Annotated in this window: 12 protein-coding genes, 2 tRNA genes and 1 pseudogene; 3 read left to right on the top strand and 12 right to left on the bottom strand. The window is 36.0% G+C overall.

Going from position 1 to position 18,572, the window contains the following annotated elements:
* A pseudogene (locus tag ACFIKY_RS03990) lies at positions 1-212 on the top strand (XRE family transcriptional regulator); the annotation flags it as partial.
* Between the two features lie 89 nt (positions 213-301).
* Here the strand turns inward: ACFIKY_RS03990 and ACFIKY_RS03985 are convergent.
* The 3 genes from ACFIKY_RS03985 to ACFIKY_RS03975 all read right to left on the bottom strand — a co-directional run bounded on the left by ACFIKY_RS03985 (position 302) and on the right by ACFIKY_RS03975 (position 2,603).
* A tRNA-Val gene (locus tag ACFIKY_RS03985) sits at positions 302-376 on the bottom strand.
* Positions 377-473: 97 nt separating this feature from the next.
* Positions 474-836, bottom strand: a complete 363-nt coding sequence (gene cpdR, locus ACFIKY_RS03980; RefSeq protein WP_005773448.1) for a cell cycle two-component system response regulator CpdR — start codon at positions 834-836, stop codon at positions 474-476.
* 849 nt (positions 837-1,685) lie between these two features.
* Positions 1,686-2,603, bottom strand: coding sequence for an alpha/beta hydrolase (locus ACFIKY_RS03975; RefSeq protein ID WP_375636041.1), 918 nt, complete (start codon positions 2,601-2,603; stop codon positions 1,686-1,688).
* Between the two features lie 279 nt (positions 2,604-2,882).
* On the opposite strand from ACFIKY_RS03975, the gene ACFIKY_RS03970 reads away from it, so the two are divergent.
* Positions 2,883-3,350, top strand: coding sequence for an Hsp20 family protein (locus tag ACFIKY_RS03970; protein ID WP_273788169.1), 468 nt, complete (start codon positions 2,883-2,885; stop codon positions 3,348-3,350).
* Between the two features lie 261 nt (positions 3,351-3,611).
* Here ACFIKY_RS03970 and ACFIKY_RS03965 read toward each other — a convergent pair.
* Positions 3,612-3,688, bottom strand: a tRNA-Pro gene (locus tag ACFIKY_RS03965).
* 569 nt (positions 3,689-4,257) lie between these two features.
* Between ACFIKY_RS03965 and ACFIKY_RS03960 the strand changes: the two genes are divergently transcribed.
* Positions 4,258-4,623 carry an iron-sulfur cluster assembly accessory protein gene (locus ACFIKY_RS03960; protein WP_375636042.1) on the top strand — a complete coding sequence of 122 codons (366 nt, stop codon included), beginning with the start codon at positions 4,258-4,260 and terminating at the stop codon, positions 4,621-4,623.
* A 69-nt stretch (positions 4,624-4,692) separates the two neighbouring features.
* On the opposite strand, the gene mazG is transcribed toward ACFIKY_RS03960, so the two are convergent.
* The 8 genes from mazG to ACFIKY_RS03920 form a co-directional block, all read right to left on the bottom strand.
* Positions 4,693-5,508, bottom strand: a complete 816-nt coding sequence (gene mazG, locus ACFIKY_RS03955) for a nucleoside triphosphate pyrophosphohydrolase (RefSeq protein WP_375661434.1) — start codon at positions 5,506-5,508, stop codon at positions 4,693-4,695.
* 33 nt (positions 5,509-5,541) lie between these two features.
* Entirely contained in the window at positions 5,542-6,471 is a 930-nt protein-coding gene (locus tag ACFIKY_RS03950) for a lipid A biosynthesis lauroyl acyltransferase (protein ID WP_375636125.1), read from the bottom strand.
* A gap of 6 nt (positions 6,472-6,477) precedes the next feature.
* Positions 6,478-7,506 carry a zinc-binding dehydrogenase gene (locus tag ACFIKY_RS03945; protein ID WP_375636044.1) on the bottom strand — a complete coding sequence of 343 codons (1,029 nt, stop codon included), beginning with the start codon at positions 7,504-7,506 and terminating at the stop codon, positions 6,478-6,480.
* Between the two features lie 58 nt (positions 7,507-7,564).
* Complete coding sequence (locus tag ACFIKY_RS03940; RefSeq protein ID WP_375636045.1) at positions 7,565-8,839, bottom strand: beta-ketoacyl-ACP synthase; 1,275 nt, start codon at positions 8,837-8,839, stop codon at positions 7,565-7,567.
* Between the two features lie 14 nt (positions 8,840-8,853).
* Positions 8,854-10,029: a beta-ketoacyl-ACP synthase gene (locus ACFIKY_RS03935; RefSeq protein WP_375636046.1), complete on the bottom strand. Its 1,176-nt coding sequence runs from the start codon at positions 10,027-10,029 to the stop codon at positions 8,854-8,856.
* Between the two features lie 10 nt (positions 10,030-10,039).
* Positions 10,040-10,324 (bottom strand): acyl carrier protein, encoded by a 285-nt coding sequence (locus tag ACFIKY_RS03930; RefSeq protein WP_015856464.1) that lies wholly within the window; start codon positions 10,322-10,324, stop codon positions 10,040-10,042.
* A gap of 189 nt (positions 10,325-10,513) precedes the next feature.
* Complete coding sequence (locus ACFIKY_RS03925; protein WP_375636047.1) at positions 10,514-12,832, bottom strand: NADP-dependent malic enzyme; 2,319 nt, start codon at positions 12,830-12,832, stop codon at positions 10,514-10,516.
* Between the two features lie 1,126 nt (positions 12,833-13,958).
* A complete protein-coding gene (locus tag ACFIKY_RS03920) occupies positions 13,959-18,518 on the bottom strand; it encodes a hypothetical protein (RefSeq protein WP_375636048.1) in 4,560 nt (1,519 codons plus the stop codon).
* Positions 18,519-18,572 lie beyond the last annotated feature (54 nt).

Raw genomic sequence — 18,572 nt, 5'->3', positions numbered from 1 at the left:
GGGTAGCAGAAATTTTGAGAAGAGAATCGGATGCTTGTCGCACAAGTTTTACAATCAAGACTTCTGATCTGTTGAGGCGTGAAATTGTTGGCATGTTTTCTAGATTTATAGATATTTTTACACAAGAGGATTTAGAAAAATTCAAACAAATACCAGAAGTAATTCGCGAATCAAAAAGAGAGAAAAATGCTACCTTTGTAGAGAAATGTTAAAAAACCCTATTCCTCTAACTTTATTCAGACATCCCTCACAGTAAAAAAGATGTATAAATACAGCAAGTTATAGGATAAGAAAAAGAATCTGGTGGGCGTGACAGGGATTGAACCTGTGACCCCTACGATGTCAACGTAGTGCTCTCCCGCTGAGCTACACGCCCATTCATTGATGTTGCATACACCATATAGAATGATAAACGTCAATGCCTAATTTCGTTTTCTCTTTCAAGAGATGCAAATAACTTAAAAAAATACTTTTTAAGCAGCGATAAGGATCTTTTCAACCTCATTGACGAGTTCACGTAAGTGAAATGGCTTAGAGAGAACCTTTGCATCAGGAGGGGCATCACTATTTGAATTGAGTGCTACCGCTGCAAAACCTGTAATGAACATTACTCGTAAATCAGGGTCAATCTCAGTAGCACGTCGTGCGAGTTCGATTCCATCCATCTCTGGCATCACAATATCAGTCAAGAGAAGGGAAAATGGCTCTTCTTGTAAACGTTCATACGCGCTAATACCATTATCGAAATCGGCGACTTCGTAGCCTGCACGTTCTAAGGCTTTTACGAGAAAGCGACGCATATCGTTATCATCTTCTGCGAGCAGGATTCGTTTCATGATTATGTTCCAATGGCTCCATTTGTCAGAGTTTTGCCGCATCAATTATACAATATAGAGTATTTATAAAAAAGACGGTAAAATGCTCATAATTGAAATGAATGGCAAAATGGTTAATTCTTACATTCTTATTCAGAATACAGCATATTCGTTGTGAGTTGGTTAAATTCAAAATATATGTGATTTTGAAAAAAGAAGAGGTTCTCTAAAACTTTTAAGATGATTCATTGCTATCTTTTCTTTTAAATTCGCTGATTATTATCAGAATTTCATTAAAAAACTTATGAAAACCGTTACTGTAGGGACTTGCTATATAGAGAAATTAGAAGAATATTATGTTAATTTATTGTTTTTTAAAAATTCTCTTAAGAAATAGAAATTTCATAGTTATTTGTTTTTATAGAGATTTGTAATAAATATTATAAGTGCGCTTTATTTTCAGTTTTTTCCTTAAATAGATGAAAACTATTATTTTTCTAGATATAATATTAAATTAACACTTAATAATAGATCAAAAATAGTATTTTGATGTTTTATTTATAAATATGTATCATGTTATATTAATGTAGATTTATTATCTTCATTTTATTAATTATACAAAATATTTTTTTATTAAGTTATTTTTTATGATGTAAAATAATTTTGTTTAATGTAACGATATACTTTGTATATTAGTTTTTTATTAGAATGCGTGGTAAATATTTAGGTCATGGCTTGCCTGTAGAGGCTAGAAAACGAATCATATGAGTGGTTGGAAAGTAAAATCCATTATATTAAAAAGTGTTTGTAGATCCAACGCTCGTAGAAATTTTCTTTTTTATGGGGTGGAGCGGAAATTAAGATTTAGTGTTATTTTACAAATACATTATCGGGAATAAATGCATCAAATGCAGCCCAAAATTGCTTTTTATAATTTTCGTTAACCATAATTGTATCCAGTTTAGCGCCTGTAATAGTAATACTTTCTGTCAGGCGTGTGTGTTGGCATAATTGCCGCACTTCAATGTTGTTTGCAATATTGTTTTGATTGGCTAGAATAAAGAGTGTTGGAATTCGTAAATCTCCGTGGAGTACATTTCTCTTCATAGAATCGATCGCATTAAATACCGATGCCATCCATTGGGATGTTGGGGGCTTAATGGAATGGAACGGCACTTTATGCATGTGTTCCGATTTTATATTGTTTTGTTTTTTTTTGTTTAATTTTTTCCCATCTTTCGCTGGTATAAAGCCAAGACCTATATCAGAAAGAAATTGTGTTAATTTATGTTGAAAACCATTCGTTTTATTACCGAATGGAGCAAAAAGGGGAGAAACACAGAGCAATTTATTAAACTGATAATTAATGAGATCTAATCCGCTAAGTGCTATCAATCCACCTATACCATAGGCGAGCATAGAGTAAGGAGGCGGACAATTAGGATAAACAATATTTTTAAGAAATTTATATAAGTCATTAATATCATTATTTATATCAAAACAATGATGTCGGCTTTGTTTTCTTATCTTGAAGGATTTTTTTTCTTGATCAAACCAGTCAAATATTGCTGTATGAAAACCGCGTTTAGAAATTTCATTTATTAATAAAAAATATTTTTCTAAAGTACTTGCGTAGCTTTTGAGAATAACAATTGTTCCCTTAGATTTTTCCACCTCAGGATATGTTATCGCAAAACGAATTTCGTGATCTATTGCTATTTTAAGAGTACCATGATGGATATTAGGAGGAGTGGAAGCCCAGTCTATGGGATAAATAGGTGTTTCCAATTGAAATCCTTTACAGTGTATTTGCCGCTTAGTGCAACGTGAGATAATGAGAGGACTTTGACATTTATGTAATGAAGAAAAAGGATTTAAAAAGGGGTATATTGCTTTTTAGATAGTTTTTATCAATTTAGGTTCCAAAGAGTTGAAATAAAGAAAAACAATTACCAGATAATATAGTGTGGTTGCCATGATGGGGCCGCAGGTTCACAAGTAAGTTTGCCATTTGGGAACTTTGTGAATTAATTATAAATTATAGTCGCTCTAGAGGAGGGCAATATTATGCGTCAAGTAGATTTTTCACCATTTTATCGTTCCACAGTAGGTTTTGATCATCTTTTTAACTGGTTTGATTCTAGAAGACAACCAGATGAAGTTTCTTCTTATCCCCCTTATAATATCGAGCGTTTAACTGAAGATTCTTATAGAATTTCTATGGCTGTTGCTGGTTTTTCTCAAGATGAAATTGATATTGAAACGCATTGTAACCAGCTGATCGTTAAGGGAAACAGAAAGTCTGAAAATGATGATGAAGAGCGAGAATTCCTTTATCGAGGCATTGCTTCGCGTGCTTTTGAACGGCGTTTTCATTTGGCTGATCATGTTAAGGTTATTGGAGCAGAACTTGGAGATGGGCTTCTTCATATTCAGCTTAAAAGGGAAATGCCAGCTGAATTAAAACCCAAAAAGATAACCGTACAGATGTCACCATCCATTACAAAAAATGATAATAGCGACATTGTCGTGTAGGAAAATTTAGAAAATATAAGACCGAATAATTATAAATTTTTCTGAAGAATAAAAAACGCGAGGCAAAAGGTCTCGCGTTTCGTGTGTGTGTTTTCCTAAGAACGAAGCTTATTTTAATAAAACAGCTTATTTCGAGTTTGTGATAAAATGTTATTGCACATTATTTTACGTTGAAGAAAAAATTCATGTATGTGCTAATTGAAATGCATAATAATCCACTTTTTAAGTAAGCTTATTTTTTATTTTATAGCATTTGAAAAATGGTCGGAGCGGCGGGATTTGAACCCACGACCCCTTGACCCCCAGTCAAGTGCGCTACCAAGCTGCGCTACGCTCCGAGTTTGTGTAAAACGATTAAATGACTGTTTCTTTAAAGGCAAGAGAAAAAATAAACAGAATAAAATCTAAAATGCTCTTGCACTTAGAGCTTTTGAAAGTAAAAAATTTTGGACATCAATATCTTGTTATCAATTCAAGATACGTAACAAATCTGTAAAATTCTTTGTAATCATTTTGTGAAGGGGTAAGATTGGTGGATTTAGGGGTATGAATTGGAGAAGGAGGGGAGAAAATGAGTACGGGGGGTATATTTTTTCCTTATCTAATCGTTACTTTTCTAAAAAGATAAAGATTTTTAAAAGGAGAGGAGTGAATGTATGGTATTGAAACGTTTTCCTTTGTTTAGAGTTTTTATAGACGAAGTATTTTGTGTTTTATGTGGACAAAAAATTGTAAGTTCTGGATTGTATAATCATAAATCTCATTTTATGGGTACGCATTTTTATCCAAATAAACAAGGTCAGAATACTTTAATTTAGGTTTTGTTGTTTTTTTTCTAAAATACTAGATACAATATTATAGAGGAAAAACTTTCAAAGTGTTTATTGAACTAAGAAAAGAGTAAACCATGAGCCGTTTTTCGGTAATAAATTTGACGGAAGCAGCAGTGGATCGTGTTAAAGCGATTATGGATGCAAAAGATGCACAGGGTATTCTTGTTGGTATCAAAAAAGGTGGTTGTGCAGGGATGGAGTATACAATTACTCTTGTCAAAGAAAAGGGGATAGATGCGGATGTTGTTGAAGTGAATGGTGCCCGTGTTTTCGTAGCACATGATGCGGTATTATTTTTATTAGGGGCGCAGATGGATTATGAAGTGACAACGCTTCGTTCTGGTTTTGTCTTTAAAAATCCTAATCAAGTTTCAGCATGTGGGTGTGGCGAATCGGTGGAACTTCGTCCTGCTACGCAGGATCAATATAAAACAAATTGAGCTGAGCTGAATTATAATTCAGTAATTTTAGAGGGACTTGTTCTTTGAGGTAGAAAAAATCTAATATTTTTATTGTTCATTTTTAGCTTGTTTCCAAAGTGCTTCCATTTCATTCAAGGATGCGTCAGTGAGTGTTTTAGATTGAGTGGATAGCTTTTCTTCAATATAGGCAAAACGGTTTCGAAATTTTATATTCGTTTTTTTTAATGCTTTTTGTGGATCAATCGCTAAGTGGCGTGCGAGATTAAGGAGAATAAAGTAGACATCTCCAAACTCTGCTTCTATCTCTGAATTTTGTTTATTTTTGATGGCTTCTTTGAGCTCTTCGAGTTCTTCTTCTATTTTTTCAAAAACTTTATCACTTTTTTTCCAATCAAAACCTACTTTAGCTGCTGCTTCTTGTAAAGCAAGTGCCTCTTGGTTTGCTGGCTGGATTTGTTTTACTTGTGCGAGTATGCTTGTGGAGGAATTGTTGTTTTTTTCTTCGCGCAATTTTTTTTGTTCAACCTGTTCTCTTTTTTTTATATATTCCCACTCTTCTTTTATAAATCCTCGTTTTTTTTGCTCGGCATTTCCAAAAACGTGAGGATGGCGTCGAATCATTTTTGCCGTGATTGCATAAACAACATCTTCAAAAGTAAAGCTGCCTTCTTCTTGTGCAATGGTAGCATGATAGATAACTTGTACAAGAAGATCTCCAAGTTCTTCACAGAGATCCTTTCGGTTTTTTCGTTCAATGGCATCGATTACTTCGTAAACTTCTTCGAGCATATAGGGTATGAGGGATTCAAAAGTTTGTTTTTTATGCCAGATACAACCGCTATCAGAATTTCGTAATGCAGTGATAATTGCAATGAGATCTTTGATGTCTTTTGAAGCTAACATTTGCACTTCCTTTGTAAGCAATAGAGCCTTATGTTAGGTGTCCCAACGTCTATGTAACCACATCCATTGTCCAGGATATTCACGGACCCAAGATTCAACAATATCATTTAATTTTTGCGTAGAAGCAGCTATATCGATATCATTTTTTTCATCACGTGGAAGTTCTATATGTTCATATAACTCTAAACGATGACGTCCATTAGGCAAACGAATACAACGTGCTGGATAAATATCACAGTCATATTGTCGAGCGAGTTTTATAATTAAGGGATTTGTTTTAAGAGGTCTGTTAAAAAATGTTCCCATGATACCGCGGCGAAATTTTTGATCAACGAGCATACCAACATTTTCACCTTTTTCTAATTTGGCTGCTAATGCCCATGCTGCACCGGCCTTGGAGGGAATAAGATGCCCCATAGAAGTTTGTCGTGCTTTAAGGACTCGTTTGGCAACATAGGGATTATTGGGTGGTCTAAATAATACTGTAACATTAAGATCAAAACTTTGTGCACAAATAGGCAGAAGTTCAAAATTTCCAGTATGTGCGGTGAAAAAAATATGTGGTTTTTTTTCATTTTTTAATCGCTCAAATATTTCAACGCCTTTAACCTCAATGAAACCTGGCTCGTCTGCATGAGGATCAAAATCAAAAATTTTATCAAGAAAAATATATTCGGCTAGGAAACGTCCTATATTTTCCCACATTTCTATTGCAATTGCATGGAGTTCTTGCTCTGTTTTTTCTGGATATGCACCTCTAAGATTTTTAAGTGTGATTTGATGACGATGTAAAAGGGGACCAATTTTTTTTACCAACCAAGAAAAAAAAGAGACTCCCATTTTGGCAGGAAAGCATTTTAGAATAAATAAAGAACCAAAGAGCAGATATGCCCATAACAAGTAGGATATTTTTTTAGCTATAATTTTAATAAGATATATGAGATTTTTAAGAGAAAGCTTCATCATGATTTAATCGATTTTAAGGATAATTTTACCAAAAACATCACGGCTCTCCATTCGTTTTAAAGCTGTATCAATTTCATCAAGCTCAACAATTGTATCAATGACAGGGTGTACAGTTTTTTCTGCCATTTTTTGCATGGCATTTTTCATATTTTCCATACGGCAGCCAAATGAACCGAATATCTTAAGTTGTTGTTGGAATAATTGCATGAGATTTATTGGTGCTGAAACACCAGAGGTAGAGCCGCAAGTCACTAAGCGTGCTCCTTTTTTCATACATAACAAAGAACCGTTCCATGTATCTACACCAACATGCTCAAAAACAACGTCAACACCTTTTTTTTGGGTTAATTTACGCACCACACCTTCAAAACGATCTTTACGATAATTAATCACATGATCTGCTCCAAGAGAGTGTGCTTTTGCAATTTTTTCATCTGAACCTACAGTTGTGATAACTGTACAGCCCATGTGTTTTGCAAGTTGAATGGCTGCAGAGCCAATACCTGAACCACCAGCCTGTATCAGGATTGTTTCTCCTGCTTGTAGTTTTGCGTTATCGAAAAGCATATGTTCTACGGTACCAAAAGTAATTGGAGCAACCGCTGCCTGCAATTCATCACATTGGGGAGGTGATGGAACTAATAAACGTGCTGGCAAATTGACAAGCTCACACGCAAATCCATCAAGGTGAAAACCGTAGACTCCCTTTACATGACTGCAAAGATTATCTCGTCCTTCATGACAAGCTTGGCATACTCCGCAGGTTTGTGCACCATAAATTGAGACAATCTGTCCAAGTTGGAGATGTTCAACGCCATCTCCTATTTGTATAACTTCACCAGAGGCTTCTGCACCAATGATGAGGGGCATTTTTCTTTTCGCAAAAGCCATGCCACGCCATCCCCATACATCAATATGATTAAGAGCAACGGCTTTTATCCGCACAGTTACTTCACCTAGACTAGGTGAAGATGGCGGGGAAATATTAGTGATTTCAAGCCGACGATCATCGAAGAGTTGCAGTGCACGCATTACCATTCCCTTTAAATATGTTATTAGGTTAGCGTTATAAAATTTTATTATTAAAGGATTATCCTTTATATGCAGTGATGACAAGACTCATATTTTGACCACCAAATCCAAATGAGTTGGACAAAACTGCATTGACACAGGCTTTACGGCTATGATGAGGAACAACATCTAAAGGGATATCAGGGTCAGGATTATCATAATTTATTGTAGGTGGAAGTATCCCCGATTGAATGGTTAAAAGCGAAAAAACCGCTTCTATTGCACCAGCAGCAGTTAATGTATGCCCAATCATTGATTTATTAGAAGAGACTGGAATATGCTCTAAAAGATCACCGAATACTGTTGATAATGCAAGATATTCCATTTTCTCATTTTCAGGTGTGGAAGTTCCATGTGCATTAATATAATCAATTTCATTGATGGTTATTTTTGCATCATCTAAAGCTTTGCGGATGGATTCAATTGCTGGTGATGCATCGGGTTTTGAACGAGTACGGTGAAAATCATCGGCTGTTTCTCCACAGCCAGCTAAAATTCCTAAAACTGTAGCATTACGGTTTAATGCGCTTTGAAGAGATTCAAGAACAAAAGCACCTGAGCCTTCTGCCATAACAAATCCATCCCGATCACGGCTAAAGGGTTTTGCTGCTTTTTCAGCAGGCTCATTTTGGGTTGAAAGAGCAGATAGTAACGAAAAACGGATGAGAGATTCAGCTGAAACTGATCCATCTGTCGCAATTATGAGAGCTCGATTTGTCTCTCCCCGTCTAATAGATTCAACTCCTAATTGAATTGCTGTTGCACCAGATGCACAAGCAGTGGAAAGTGTAACAGGAAGTCCTTTTGTGCCAAATGTTTTTTGAAGTTTTTCTGCAATTGCACCAAATTGTGTGGCTTCAAAAAGCGTTTCATGGAGTTTATTCTTACAGACTTTAAGAAGGTGTGCATAAGAAGGTTCACCATTGAATTCGTCCTCTTGATCAAGACTAAAACGTGCGGTCCATTCAAGTTCAACAGGAGGAGCAGCTAGAAAGAGTGGTCCATTAAAATTTTTTTTATCAACAGCAGCTTGTTCCAAAGCTTCTTCAGCGGAAAGATGTGCAAGCTTCTCAGAAAGAGCTGAAGCACCAAGTGTACTTTCTTTGAGAAAATCAATTGTTCCAGCAATATATGTATTTAATCCCTCAACGGGAAAACGTGTTATTTTGTGGATACCGCTTACACCGCTTGTTAATTTTTGCCAATTTTCATGTTTTCCTTGTCCCAGTGATGTGACGATGCCTGCCCCAGTTATTGCTACAAGTGGACGTCCAAAATGATCATGATATTTCACTATAGAAATTCCCTTCAAACAGCTGTAAGACGCACAATACCTTCAGCTCTTTTTATACCAATAGTTGTAACAAATATTTCACGTACTTCTTTAGAAAAAGGTTTTTCATGAGGACTTAACGCTGGAAAACTGTGTTTTTTTTCAATTGAAAGTGCTGCAAGAGCTAGAGCTAGAGGAAATTGTGCTTCCCGCATATAACCAAATAATGTTGTAATGCCACGGTAAGATAGATCAGCATTATCAAGAGCATTTTGTTCTGCTTTTGTTGCTTCGTGAGCTCCTGAGGCTGCTGAAATGGCTAGGGCAGATTTAGCGCCCGCAGTTTTTAACATTGTTGCAATTGATTCTCTAAGTGGAATTTTGGTTCTATCTGTTTGGTTTGTAATAATTTGGCTAATTTCAGCATAAGCACGTGCGTTGCGCTTTTTTGCATGTTCTCCACTTTCAAGAACTAGGAAGATACCACCAGAACCGGCTATGATACCGCCGCCGGGGTGGATTTTACGATCCCACACTGGGCTCCATCCATTATGGGTTAAAAGACCACCAAGTTCATGCGCCAACAACATATCATAACTTTGTGCATTATAGGAACCTCCTACAAGAGCATGGGTACTTTGACCTGATTTAATGCGAGCTACAGCAATTTGAAGAGCAGAAAGCCCACTGCCTTCTTCTCCCATAAATGTACGAGATGATCCAGTGACTTTATGAACAATTGAAATGTTTCCTGCCAAAAGGTTTGAAAGTTGTGCCAAAAATAATGTTGGACGAAGTTCGGTTGAAAGAGCAACATTTAACATAGAGGCATGATCGGCAACTGCGCGCGCTTTAGAAAGAATCTGTGTATCAACAGTAATATCACGCTCTCCTCCACTTGCTGCTACAATCATGTCCATTGTTGAAGTGAGGTGTTCATCATTTTTCATGCCAGCATCATCAAGAGCAAGACCAGCCGCATAGGTACCAAGACGCTGCCATGTTCCCATTTGCCGTTGATCACTTTTTTTAGGAATTTGTAAACTCCAATCAATTTCGGGCAATTTATGAACCGTGTAGGGTGAAAAAGTTGTACAATCTAGGTTTGGTGTACGGATTGGATCATTTAAGAGATTCCAATGTTGATCAACTCCTTCCCCCAGAGAGCTTATGAGGCCTATACCAGTGATGAATACAGATTGATCATGCATGGTGAAAAAATTACTCCGCCTGTTTTAAGGCAACGAGATCATCAATTTTTGCACAAAGGTTTTTAAGAACAAAGTATTCTTCTGTTGCAACAGTACCTTCGTTGACTTCTTGTGTCCATTGTTCTAGAGGGACTTTTATTCCGAAAGCTTTATCAATAGCGAAAACAATATCAAGAAAATCAAGACTGTCGATTCCTAGATCGTCAATTGTATGACTTTCTGGTGTAATTGTATCGCGATCAATTTCACTGATTTCTGCAATGATATCAGCAACTTTATCAAACGTGGAAGGCAATGTACGGATTCCTTATTATAGAGTTAGTAAATTCAAAATACATTTAATATCGTTCTTCTAGCCTTTTTTCTCTTAAAAAAAAAGACTTAATCCAGAATATAGCTATCTTTCTCTATAGAGAAAAGAGGTTTACAGTACATGAAACGCTATATCTCAATATTTAAAAAACTTTGAAATTTTATTGCGCATTTATTTTACGAGACTATTTTTTCTATTGGCTGCAAGGACAGCAAGGGCTGTTATATTAACAACTCCCCGTGAAGTTACTGAGGGCGTTAAGATATGGGCGGGACGTGCTGCCCCGATTAGAATAGGACCAACATGGAGTGCATTTGTGAGGCTTTTAACAGTGTTGAGCGTGATATTGGCTGCATCAAGTGTTGGAAAGACAAGCAAATTAGCTTCACTTTTAAGACGAGAATCAGGAAAAACACGATCACGAAAAACTTTGGAAAGGGCAGAATCACCATGCATTTCACCGTCTGCTTCTAAATCAGGGTGTAATTTGGCAAGAATTTCTGTTGCACGTCGCATTTTACGCGCACTTTCTGTGTTTTTAGAACCAAAGTTTGAGTGTGATAATAAGGCTGCTTTTGGTGTTATTCCAAATGCTTCAACTTCTTGAGCTGCCAATACAGTCATTTCAGCGATTTCTTCTGCAGAAGGATTTTCGTTGACGTAAGTATCTGTGAGGAAAAGAGTACGTTGTTGAGAGATAAGCAAACTCATAGCAGAAAAACGATGAACATTAGGATCAAGACCGATAATTTGTTCAATCAATTCAAGTTGACGTTCAAAACGTCCTTCTAAGCCGCAAATCATTGCATCTGCTTCTTCACGCATGACGGCAAGGGCAGCAATAGCCGTTGTTGATGTTCTTACTACTGTTTTTGCCATTTCAGGCGTAACACCACGCCTTCCTGTATAATGAAAAAATAAATTAACATAATCACGAAAACGTGGATCATCTTCAGGGTTGGTTAATTCAAAATCTATACCAGGACGAATTCTTAAACCAAAGCGTTTTAATCTCGCTTCTACGACATGTGGACGGCCGATAAGGAGAGGCGTTGCGGTTTGTTCTTCAATGACAACTTGTGCTGCACGAAGGACGCGTTCATCTTCACCATTAGCATAGATGACGCGTTTACGTTTTGCTGTTTTTGCTGCAGCAAAAACAGGTTTCATTGTTAAACCAGAAAGAAAGACAAATCGATTGAGGATATCATAGTAGGCTTCCATATCTTCAATGGGACGAATGGCAACACCAGTTGCCATTGCTGCTTTAGCAACAGCGGGAGCAATACGCAGTATTAAACGCGGATCAAAAGGAGAGGGGATCAGATAGTCTGGTCCAAAATTGGGTGGTTCTTTTGAGTATGCACGTGCTACAACATCTGAAGTTTCTTCACGTGCAAGGGCAGCAATCGCATGAACAGCGGCCATTTTCATTTCTTCATTAATTGCACAAGCACCTACGTCTAATGCACCACGGAAGATATAGGGAAAACAAAGGACATTATTAACTTGATTGGGATAATCAGAGCGTCCTGTACAGATCATTGCATCTGGTCGTATAGAGCGTGCTTCTTCAGGCATAATTTCTGGTACTGGATTAGCCAGCGCTAAAATGAGTGGATTTTGAGCCATTCTTTTAAGATATTCAGGCTTTAAAACACCACCCGCAGATAGGCCTAGAAAAATATCCGCATCATCAATAATATCAGATAAAGTTCGTGCGTCCGTTTTTTGTGCGTAATTGATTTTCCAACGATCCATAAGGGTCTTGCGACCTTCATAAACAACCCCCTCTAAGTCACTAAGCCAAATATTTTCAACTTTCGCCCCAAGACGAACCAAAAGATTAAGACAAGCTAGGGCAGCAGCACCTGCACCTGAGGTAACTATTTTTGCATTTTCAATTTTTTTTCCTGAAAGAGTTAAGGCATTTAATACAGCTGCAGAAACAATAATGGCAGTTCCATGTTGGTCATCATGAAAAACTGGAATATTCATTTTAGCACGAAGCTTTTCTTCGATATCAAAACATTCAGGAGCCTTAATGTCTTCAAGATTAATACCACCGAATGTAGGTTCTAAGGTTGATATCGTTTGTACCATTTGTTCTATATCGGATGCATCAATTTCAATATCAAAAACATCAATATTCGCAAATTTTTTAAATAAAACGGCTTTGCCTTCCATAACTGGCTTTGAAGCGAGTGGACCAATGTTTCCTAAACCAAGAACAGCAGTTCCATTGGATATAACAGCGACTAAATTAGCACGGGAGGTATATTGAGCAGCAAGATTGGGATCTTCATGAATCGCAAGACATGGTGCTGCAACGCCTGGAGAATAAGCAAGAGCTAAATCACGTTGATTATCAAGAGGTTTTGTTGCTTGTATTTCCAATTTTCCAGGTTTTGGGTGTTGGTGATAAAAAAGTGCGGCACTGTCAAGTTCAGCTTTTGGTGAACTGAAATCACTATTTCGTTCTCTAGACATTTTTATGATATCCAAGTTAGCGTATGTGTATATGAGATGTTCCATCTACGATAAGGTTTTGTCCACTAATAGATCCTCATTTCTCTGAATATCAAAATGCATGAGCATGAGCAAATTCTTCTGGATCGTAAAACCAGTTTGATGATTCTTTTTGTTTGTGTGCATGAATAATTTCATTGATAGCAGCACATTTGTTTTTCTTTCCTTAATAAAACTCGTAAAAGTTGATTATTTTACAAAAAAATAAAATATTTTCTAACGATTACATTATCAAGCCATTATTTTTTTGCAATGTTTACAAAATAAGGAAAGAACAGAAGAACGGTTCCTATCAATTTCATCCATTTTTTATAAAATATATATTTTATTTAAATTTTTATACGGAGGTAGAAAAAATTTTAAATAACAATTTGTAATTTATAAATTGTTTATTCCGCTATTTTAAAGGAAACTGGAAAGTTGAGAATGAAAGTTATGTTGTTCAATTGGATTCTTAATAGTGAAAGCTGTATCTTTTATATACTGATAATTATGTGTTTTAATAAACAAAGATGTGGCTGAAATGGCTGTAATTGCGGATTTTATACATGAAAATCATATATTTCGCATAACGCTTTTCTTTATAATTTATAATGCATCATTTCGTATGTTGAATGAGAAATTTGAATACAATAAGATTCTTTTATTTAAAATTCACCTAATATAATAAAAAATATTCAATTACATAATTCAAACGAGAGTAATGTGTGGATAAAAAACGTTTGAAAAATAAATAGAAATGTTTCTATGAGCTATTTTAATATAAGAGCATGGAATTTTTTCACAATTAGCAAAAATAATTATTACCTATTTTGTACCTTTATGAAACTATGGAAAATAAAGGAGTTAAGAAAAAGATAAGAAAATAGAAAATATGCTTATCATTCTTAAAGTGATATGTTGTTTGATAAGTCATTACGCTTCTTTAGGGTTATTGCTTAGGATATCAAAGAAAACCGCATGCCAATTATTCCAGCCTTTGAAGTACAAAGCCGTAGTTGAAAGCAAAGTACTCTACGATGAGCCATTAAAACAACTGGAGAGGAAAAAAGTGGAAAAAATATCTTTTTCCACTTTTCTTATTTTTTTATTGGATTCGACCACTTGCATGAGCAAGCATAGTATAAACTTTTCCGGTATCTGATATCAGGTATTTGCGAACTGAGCTGGAAGAACCAGAACTACGCGATATATCACGTAAGAGCTTTTCGAAATCTGTAACATATTGATTCACTGAACGTTTAAACTCAAAATCGCTCATATATTTTCTCTTAATCATTTCAAATATTTTTTGTCCATTTAAGGTATAAAGGCGTTCTGTTACGATGTTTTTTTGTCCACGTTGATAATGATCCCATAGCTCAACAATGGCATTGTGATTAATAGCTTTCACTATACCAGAAGCTAATGAATTAAGAGAGCTGTTTGCAGGAGATGGTTTTGTTTGCACTGATGTTAAAACATCATCACTAGGGGGAGCATCATAAAACGTTTCTTCACGTGAAGCTCTTTCTAAGAGATTTGACACCCATTTATTTGGTCTTTTTTTGCTTTGATCTTGTTGCAAAATAGGCTTAGGTGGTACGATCTTTTTAACGGACTCAGTGGAATTGTCATTTCTTTGATTAAACATTGATGATGCAGGAAATTCTGATATCAGCTGTTTTTTTGCGCTCTTTTGATCATTTTGTATAACACTGACTAGATCTTGTAACGCTGTAATCTGTTCATTCAAAGCTGTGCGAATTGTTTGCGTTGTTTCTTTTGTCTTTTCTGGAAGTTTTTTAACATTTTCATTGATATCATTATTAATCTTTGAAAGCTCTAAACGAACTTCATCAGCGGAGCGACGTATGTCTTCTGCTGCTTCTGAAAAACGCGTCGATGCTTCACTAACAAGCCTATTAAGTGATTGTTGGAATGAATTTGTGGAGTTACGTGCATTCTTATCAGAGCGTTCAAGTGCTGAGTTGAAGATTTTTTCATAATGTCCAATCAATTGATTAATTTCATGAGACTTTGAAACAAGAGCATCGCTTAATACAGAAAGCATATTATGTTTTTCTTCAAGTGTTGCACTAAGTGAATTTTCAGACTGTTCAAGAACATGAATAGTTTGGGAAAGTGTTTTTGCATGTTCACCAAAACTGCTCGTTATATGATTAATTTGTTCAAAGGTATTCTTTGAAAGTCCTTGCAGAATTTCAACATTATTATTGAGCGCTTGATTTGAGGCTGACAAACGCTCTGCTACTTGGTCCGTGTTGCGGAAAAAATTATTTGCACTCTCATTAAACTGACCATCAATATTTTGAACAGCTGATAATAAAACATTACTATTTTCGTGAAAATTGTAAATTGATTGATTCAACTGTGTTAAGACGGATGAGACATTATTAACAAGTTCTTCCTTCATAACCGTTATTGTTTGAATTGTTTCAGAGTTAGCTTTGGTTAAGCTATTCACTAAAAATTCATTATGTGCATAAATTCTTTGTTCAGCTTCTTGTGTGGAGAGAGAGAGTTGTTCACCGATATGCTGTGTTAAAGAATCTATTGATTCTGTCGTATTTTGCGCTGCTTGATTTAAGTGATTTGTCAGCTCTGTTATTTTTCCAACATGTTTTGAAATTTGTGTTGCTGTTTGATTTTCTGCATTTTCCAGACGGCTCGTTACATCAGAGAGCTGATACCCTAAATCATTTTTAAAATTTTGCATAGAGTGATGAAGAACATCACAGCGTTCATTAAGAACTTGCTCTATTGCTGTTGTTGATGTGTGAATGGTTTCATTCAATAATGCTTGTGCATTATGACTGGCTGTTGCGAAAGCTTCGACAGTATGCGCTGTTTGTTCAGACAGAACGGACAGAACTTTTTCACTGGTATCATAAACAGTTTTTTTGACATTTGATACAATGCGATTGCCTGATTCTGAGAGAATATTTTCTGCTTGTGCAGTAACATTTGTAACAGATGAAAGAATTTGTTCACTCGTAGAAGAAAGAATATCAGAAGCTTTTATAATCTTGTTATGCAGATTATCTGTAACTGTATTAACAGAGTCTTCTAAGGTTACACGCATATTGTCAACACTGCTTTCCAGCGCTTGTTGAATTATCTGACTTTGCTCATTATTAAGCATGAGAGACGTTTTTAACGTGTCAGAACGTTCCTCAATAACAGATGTTTGCATATCAATGGCTTCACAGATTTGGCTAAATTTTTCAGATAATGTTTCCTCTAGCGTTGTTGTCCGTTCAAAAATCTTGTGTGCACGATCTTCTAGATCTGTATCGAATGATTCCATACGTGTTTCAAGGGTTTCAAAGAAAACACCACTCGATTGAGAGAGAGTATTCTTTAAAATTTCGGCATGGCTTTCAAGGTTTTTGATATGATCTTGAACCGTTTCAGTAATGTTCTTATTATTGGCAACAAGTGCACTCTCAACTAAATCTATTTGTTGTTTCAATGCAACATCGACACGTATATCACTTTTTGCAATGAGGTTATGGATTGTTTCCATGCGTTGCTCAAGTGTGCGTGCTTGATCGGCAAGAACTTCATTGAGAGAAAAACTATTAATCGCTAAAGAGTCACGCAGAGCATCGGCACGGATATCAATATTTCTCGCTTGTGCTTCTAAAGCATCTTGGGTTGTATTGCAGCTTTGTACAATGACATCTTGTAGTTTTTCAGTGCATTGAATGATGTTTGTGATATGATTTTCAGCCTGTTTATCAACGACTTGAATATTGTCAGCCAAAACTTTTTCAATATGAGAAGTATTTTGGGACAAGACATCAATTTGATTTCTTAATGTATCCGCAATTTTATTCTTCTCGTTATCGAGCATGTCTGCCATAAGAGCTCGTTGATCAGAAAGTTGTACTTTAAAATCTTGTGAACGTTCTTGTATGATATCAACAATGGCATTGTCGACATACTGAATTTCTTCTCTCAGACTTTCTTTACTTTTATCAATTGCAGAAAGAATAGCTTCACGTCCATTTGTAAATGCATGGGTAATGTCTGCTGTTTTTTCCTGGAGGTTTTCATTTATTTTCAAGACATGAGATTCCAAGAAGTTACCAAGTTTTTCAGCATTATCTTCTAAAGCTTGACTGCGTTCTATAAAGGAATCAATGATCGAATCACTATGTTCTTTAAGAGAAAGATCAACAGTTGCTAAACGTTGTTCAAAGGCTCCAATTGCTTGCGAGGTTACGTTATCAAATTTAGAAGAGAGTTTATGTGCTTGGTCGTCGAGCTTTAAGATCTTCTCATCAAAATTCTGTAGAGATTGATTATTACGATCAATAAGAGCTTTATCCAAGGCTTTAAACTTTTCATCGACAGCGTGCAAAGTTTGATCTGTTACTGCCTGTATATGTGTTGCAATTTTAGCAACATGTACTTCCGCTTTTTCAGCTGTTTCATTAAAGGTTTTTTCTATTTGCTTTTCATTATGATCAAATCGTTTTGCAAAACCATCGAAGTTTTTTCCTAATTCATGAAAAAAATCTGTGTTTTTCTGCTGAATTTGTGTTGTTGTTTCGTTAAATTTTTCAACAAGCTGATTTGTTACGCCATCACCGGCATAGGAAAGCTTTTCAACAAGGTCTTCACCTTGTTTTTGTAAAGTTTGAGAGAGAGTTTGTGCAAGCTTTTCAACATTGGTTACAATTTTAGAGGTAACTAAACCAAATTCATCACTCAGTTGTTCTTGGGTTCCTTTAATTGTTGATTGTACGCGATCTGCGTGATTCAAAATGGCGATGCGTTCATTGCTCAATTCTTTGATTAATGTGTGAATACGTGATTCATTCTCAGCATAGGCTTGTTCTAGGTTGTGAACTTCACCTTGTATGATTGCTTCAAGTTCAACAGCACGTCCGAGGGTACGTTCAATACCTTCGTTCATTGCCGCTACTTCTTCACGAATGGTTTGCCCTATAGCAATAGCTTGTTTTTCAGATAAATGTTGTGGTTCACTAAGGCGTTGTGCAGCATTTGTCATAAGAAGAGCAATGTTATGCAAGTCGTTTGAACGTTTTGTTAATTGAGCAACGCCCCAAGATATAAGGATAGGAATTGCTGTTCCGGCTGCTACAGCGAGTCCTGTTGGGGATGTAACAAAAGTGCTGATATTGGATAAGGAGCTGAGTCCGGTAGGTGCGAGCTTATGCGCAATAAAAGCTCCTCCCGTTGCCCATAAAGCACTAAGCGCTGTTGTATACCAGTAGACTCGAGAGGAAGAACGCTGCTTTAATAGTCCAAAATTTACAGGGGTTGTTATATCATCATTTGCAGGAAGAAGTTTTGTAGACAACAATGTATTATGAACAGTTCCACCTGAAATATCAGGTGAAGGTTTTGGAGTGAAAAGCTGTTCAACAACGGATTTATCAACAACAGCTTCATCATGAATATTAGAAACAAAAGTTGACGTACCGTTTTCAGCAAAGAATTCTTCTTCTGCCATTGCAATTTTTTGAATCAGATCATCGACATTAACAATATTTTCAGAATTATTGGATGATATTGTTTCAAATTCTGTGTCATTGAAATCAAAGTTCATAGCTTTTGTGAGGGCTTCTTCAACTTCAACTTCAAATGTTTGCAATTTGGTTCTGCGTGCCATACTCGCCTCGTACTCTTACAGACGGAAAAGGGATACGTCCTCTTCCACATAATT

The organism is Bartonella sp. CR127HXZ (assembly GCF_042194555.1).
Classification (GTDB): domain Bacteria; phylum Pseudomonadota; class Alphaproteobacteria; order Rhizobiales; family Rhizobiaceae; genus Bartonella; species Bartonella grahamii.
The sequence above is the reverse complement of the archived record's forward strand: the minus strand, read 5'-3'. Positions and strand labels throughout refer to the sequence as shown.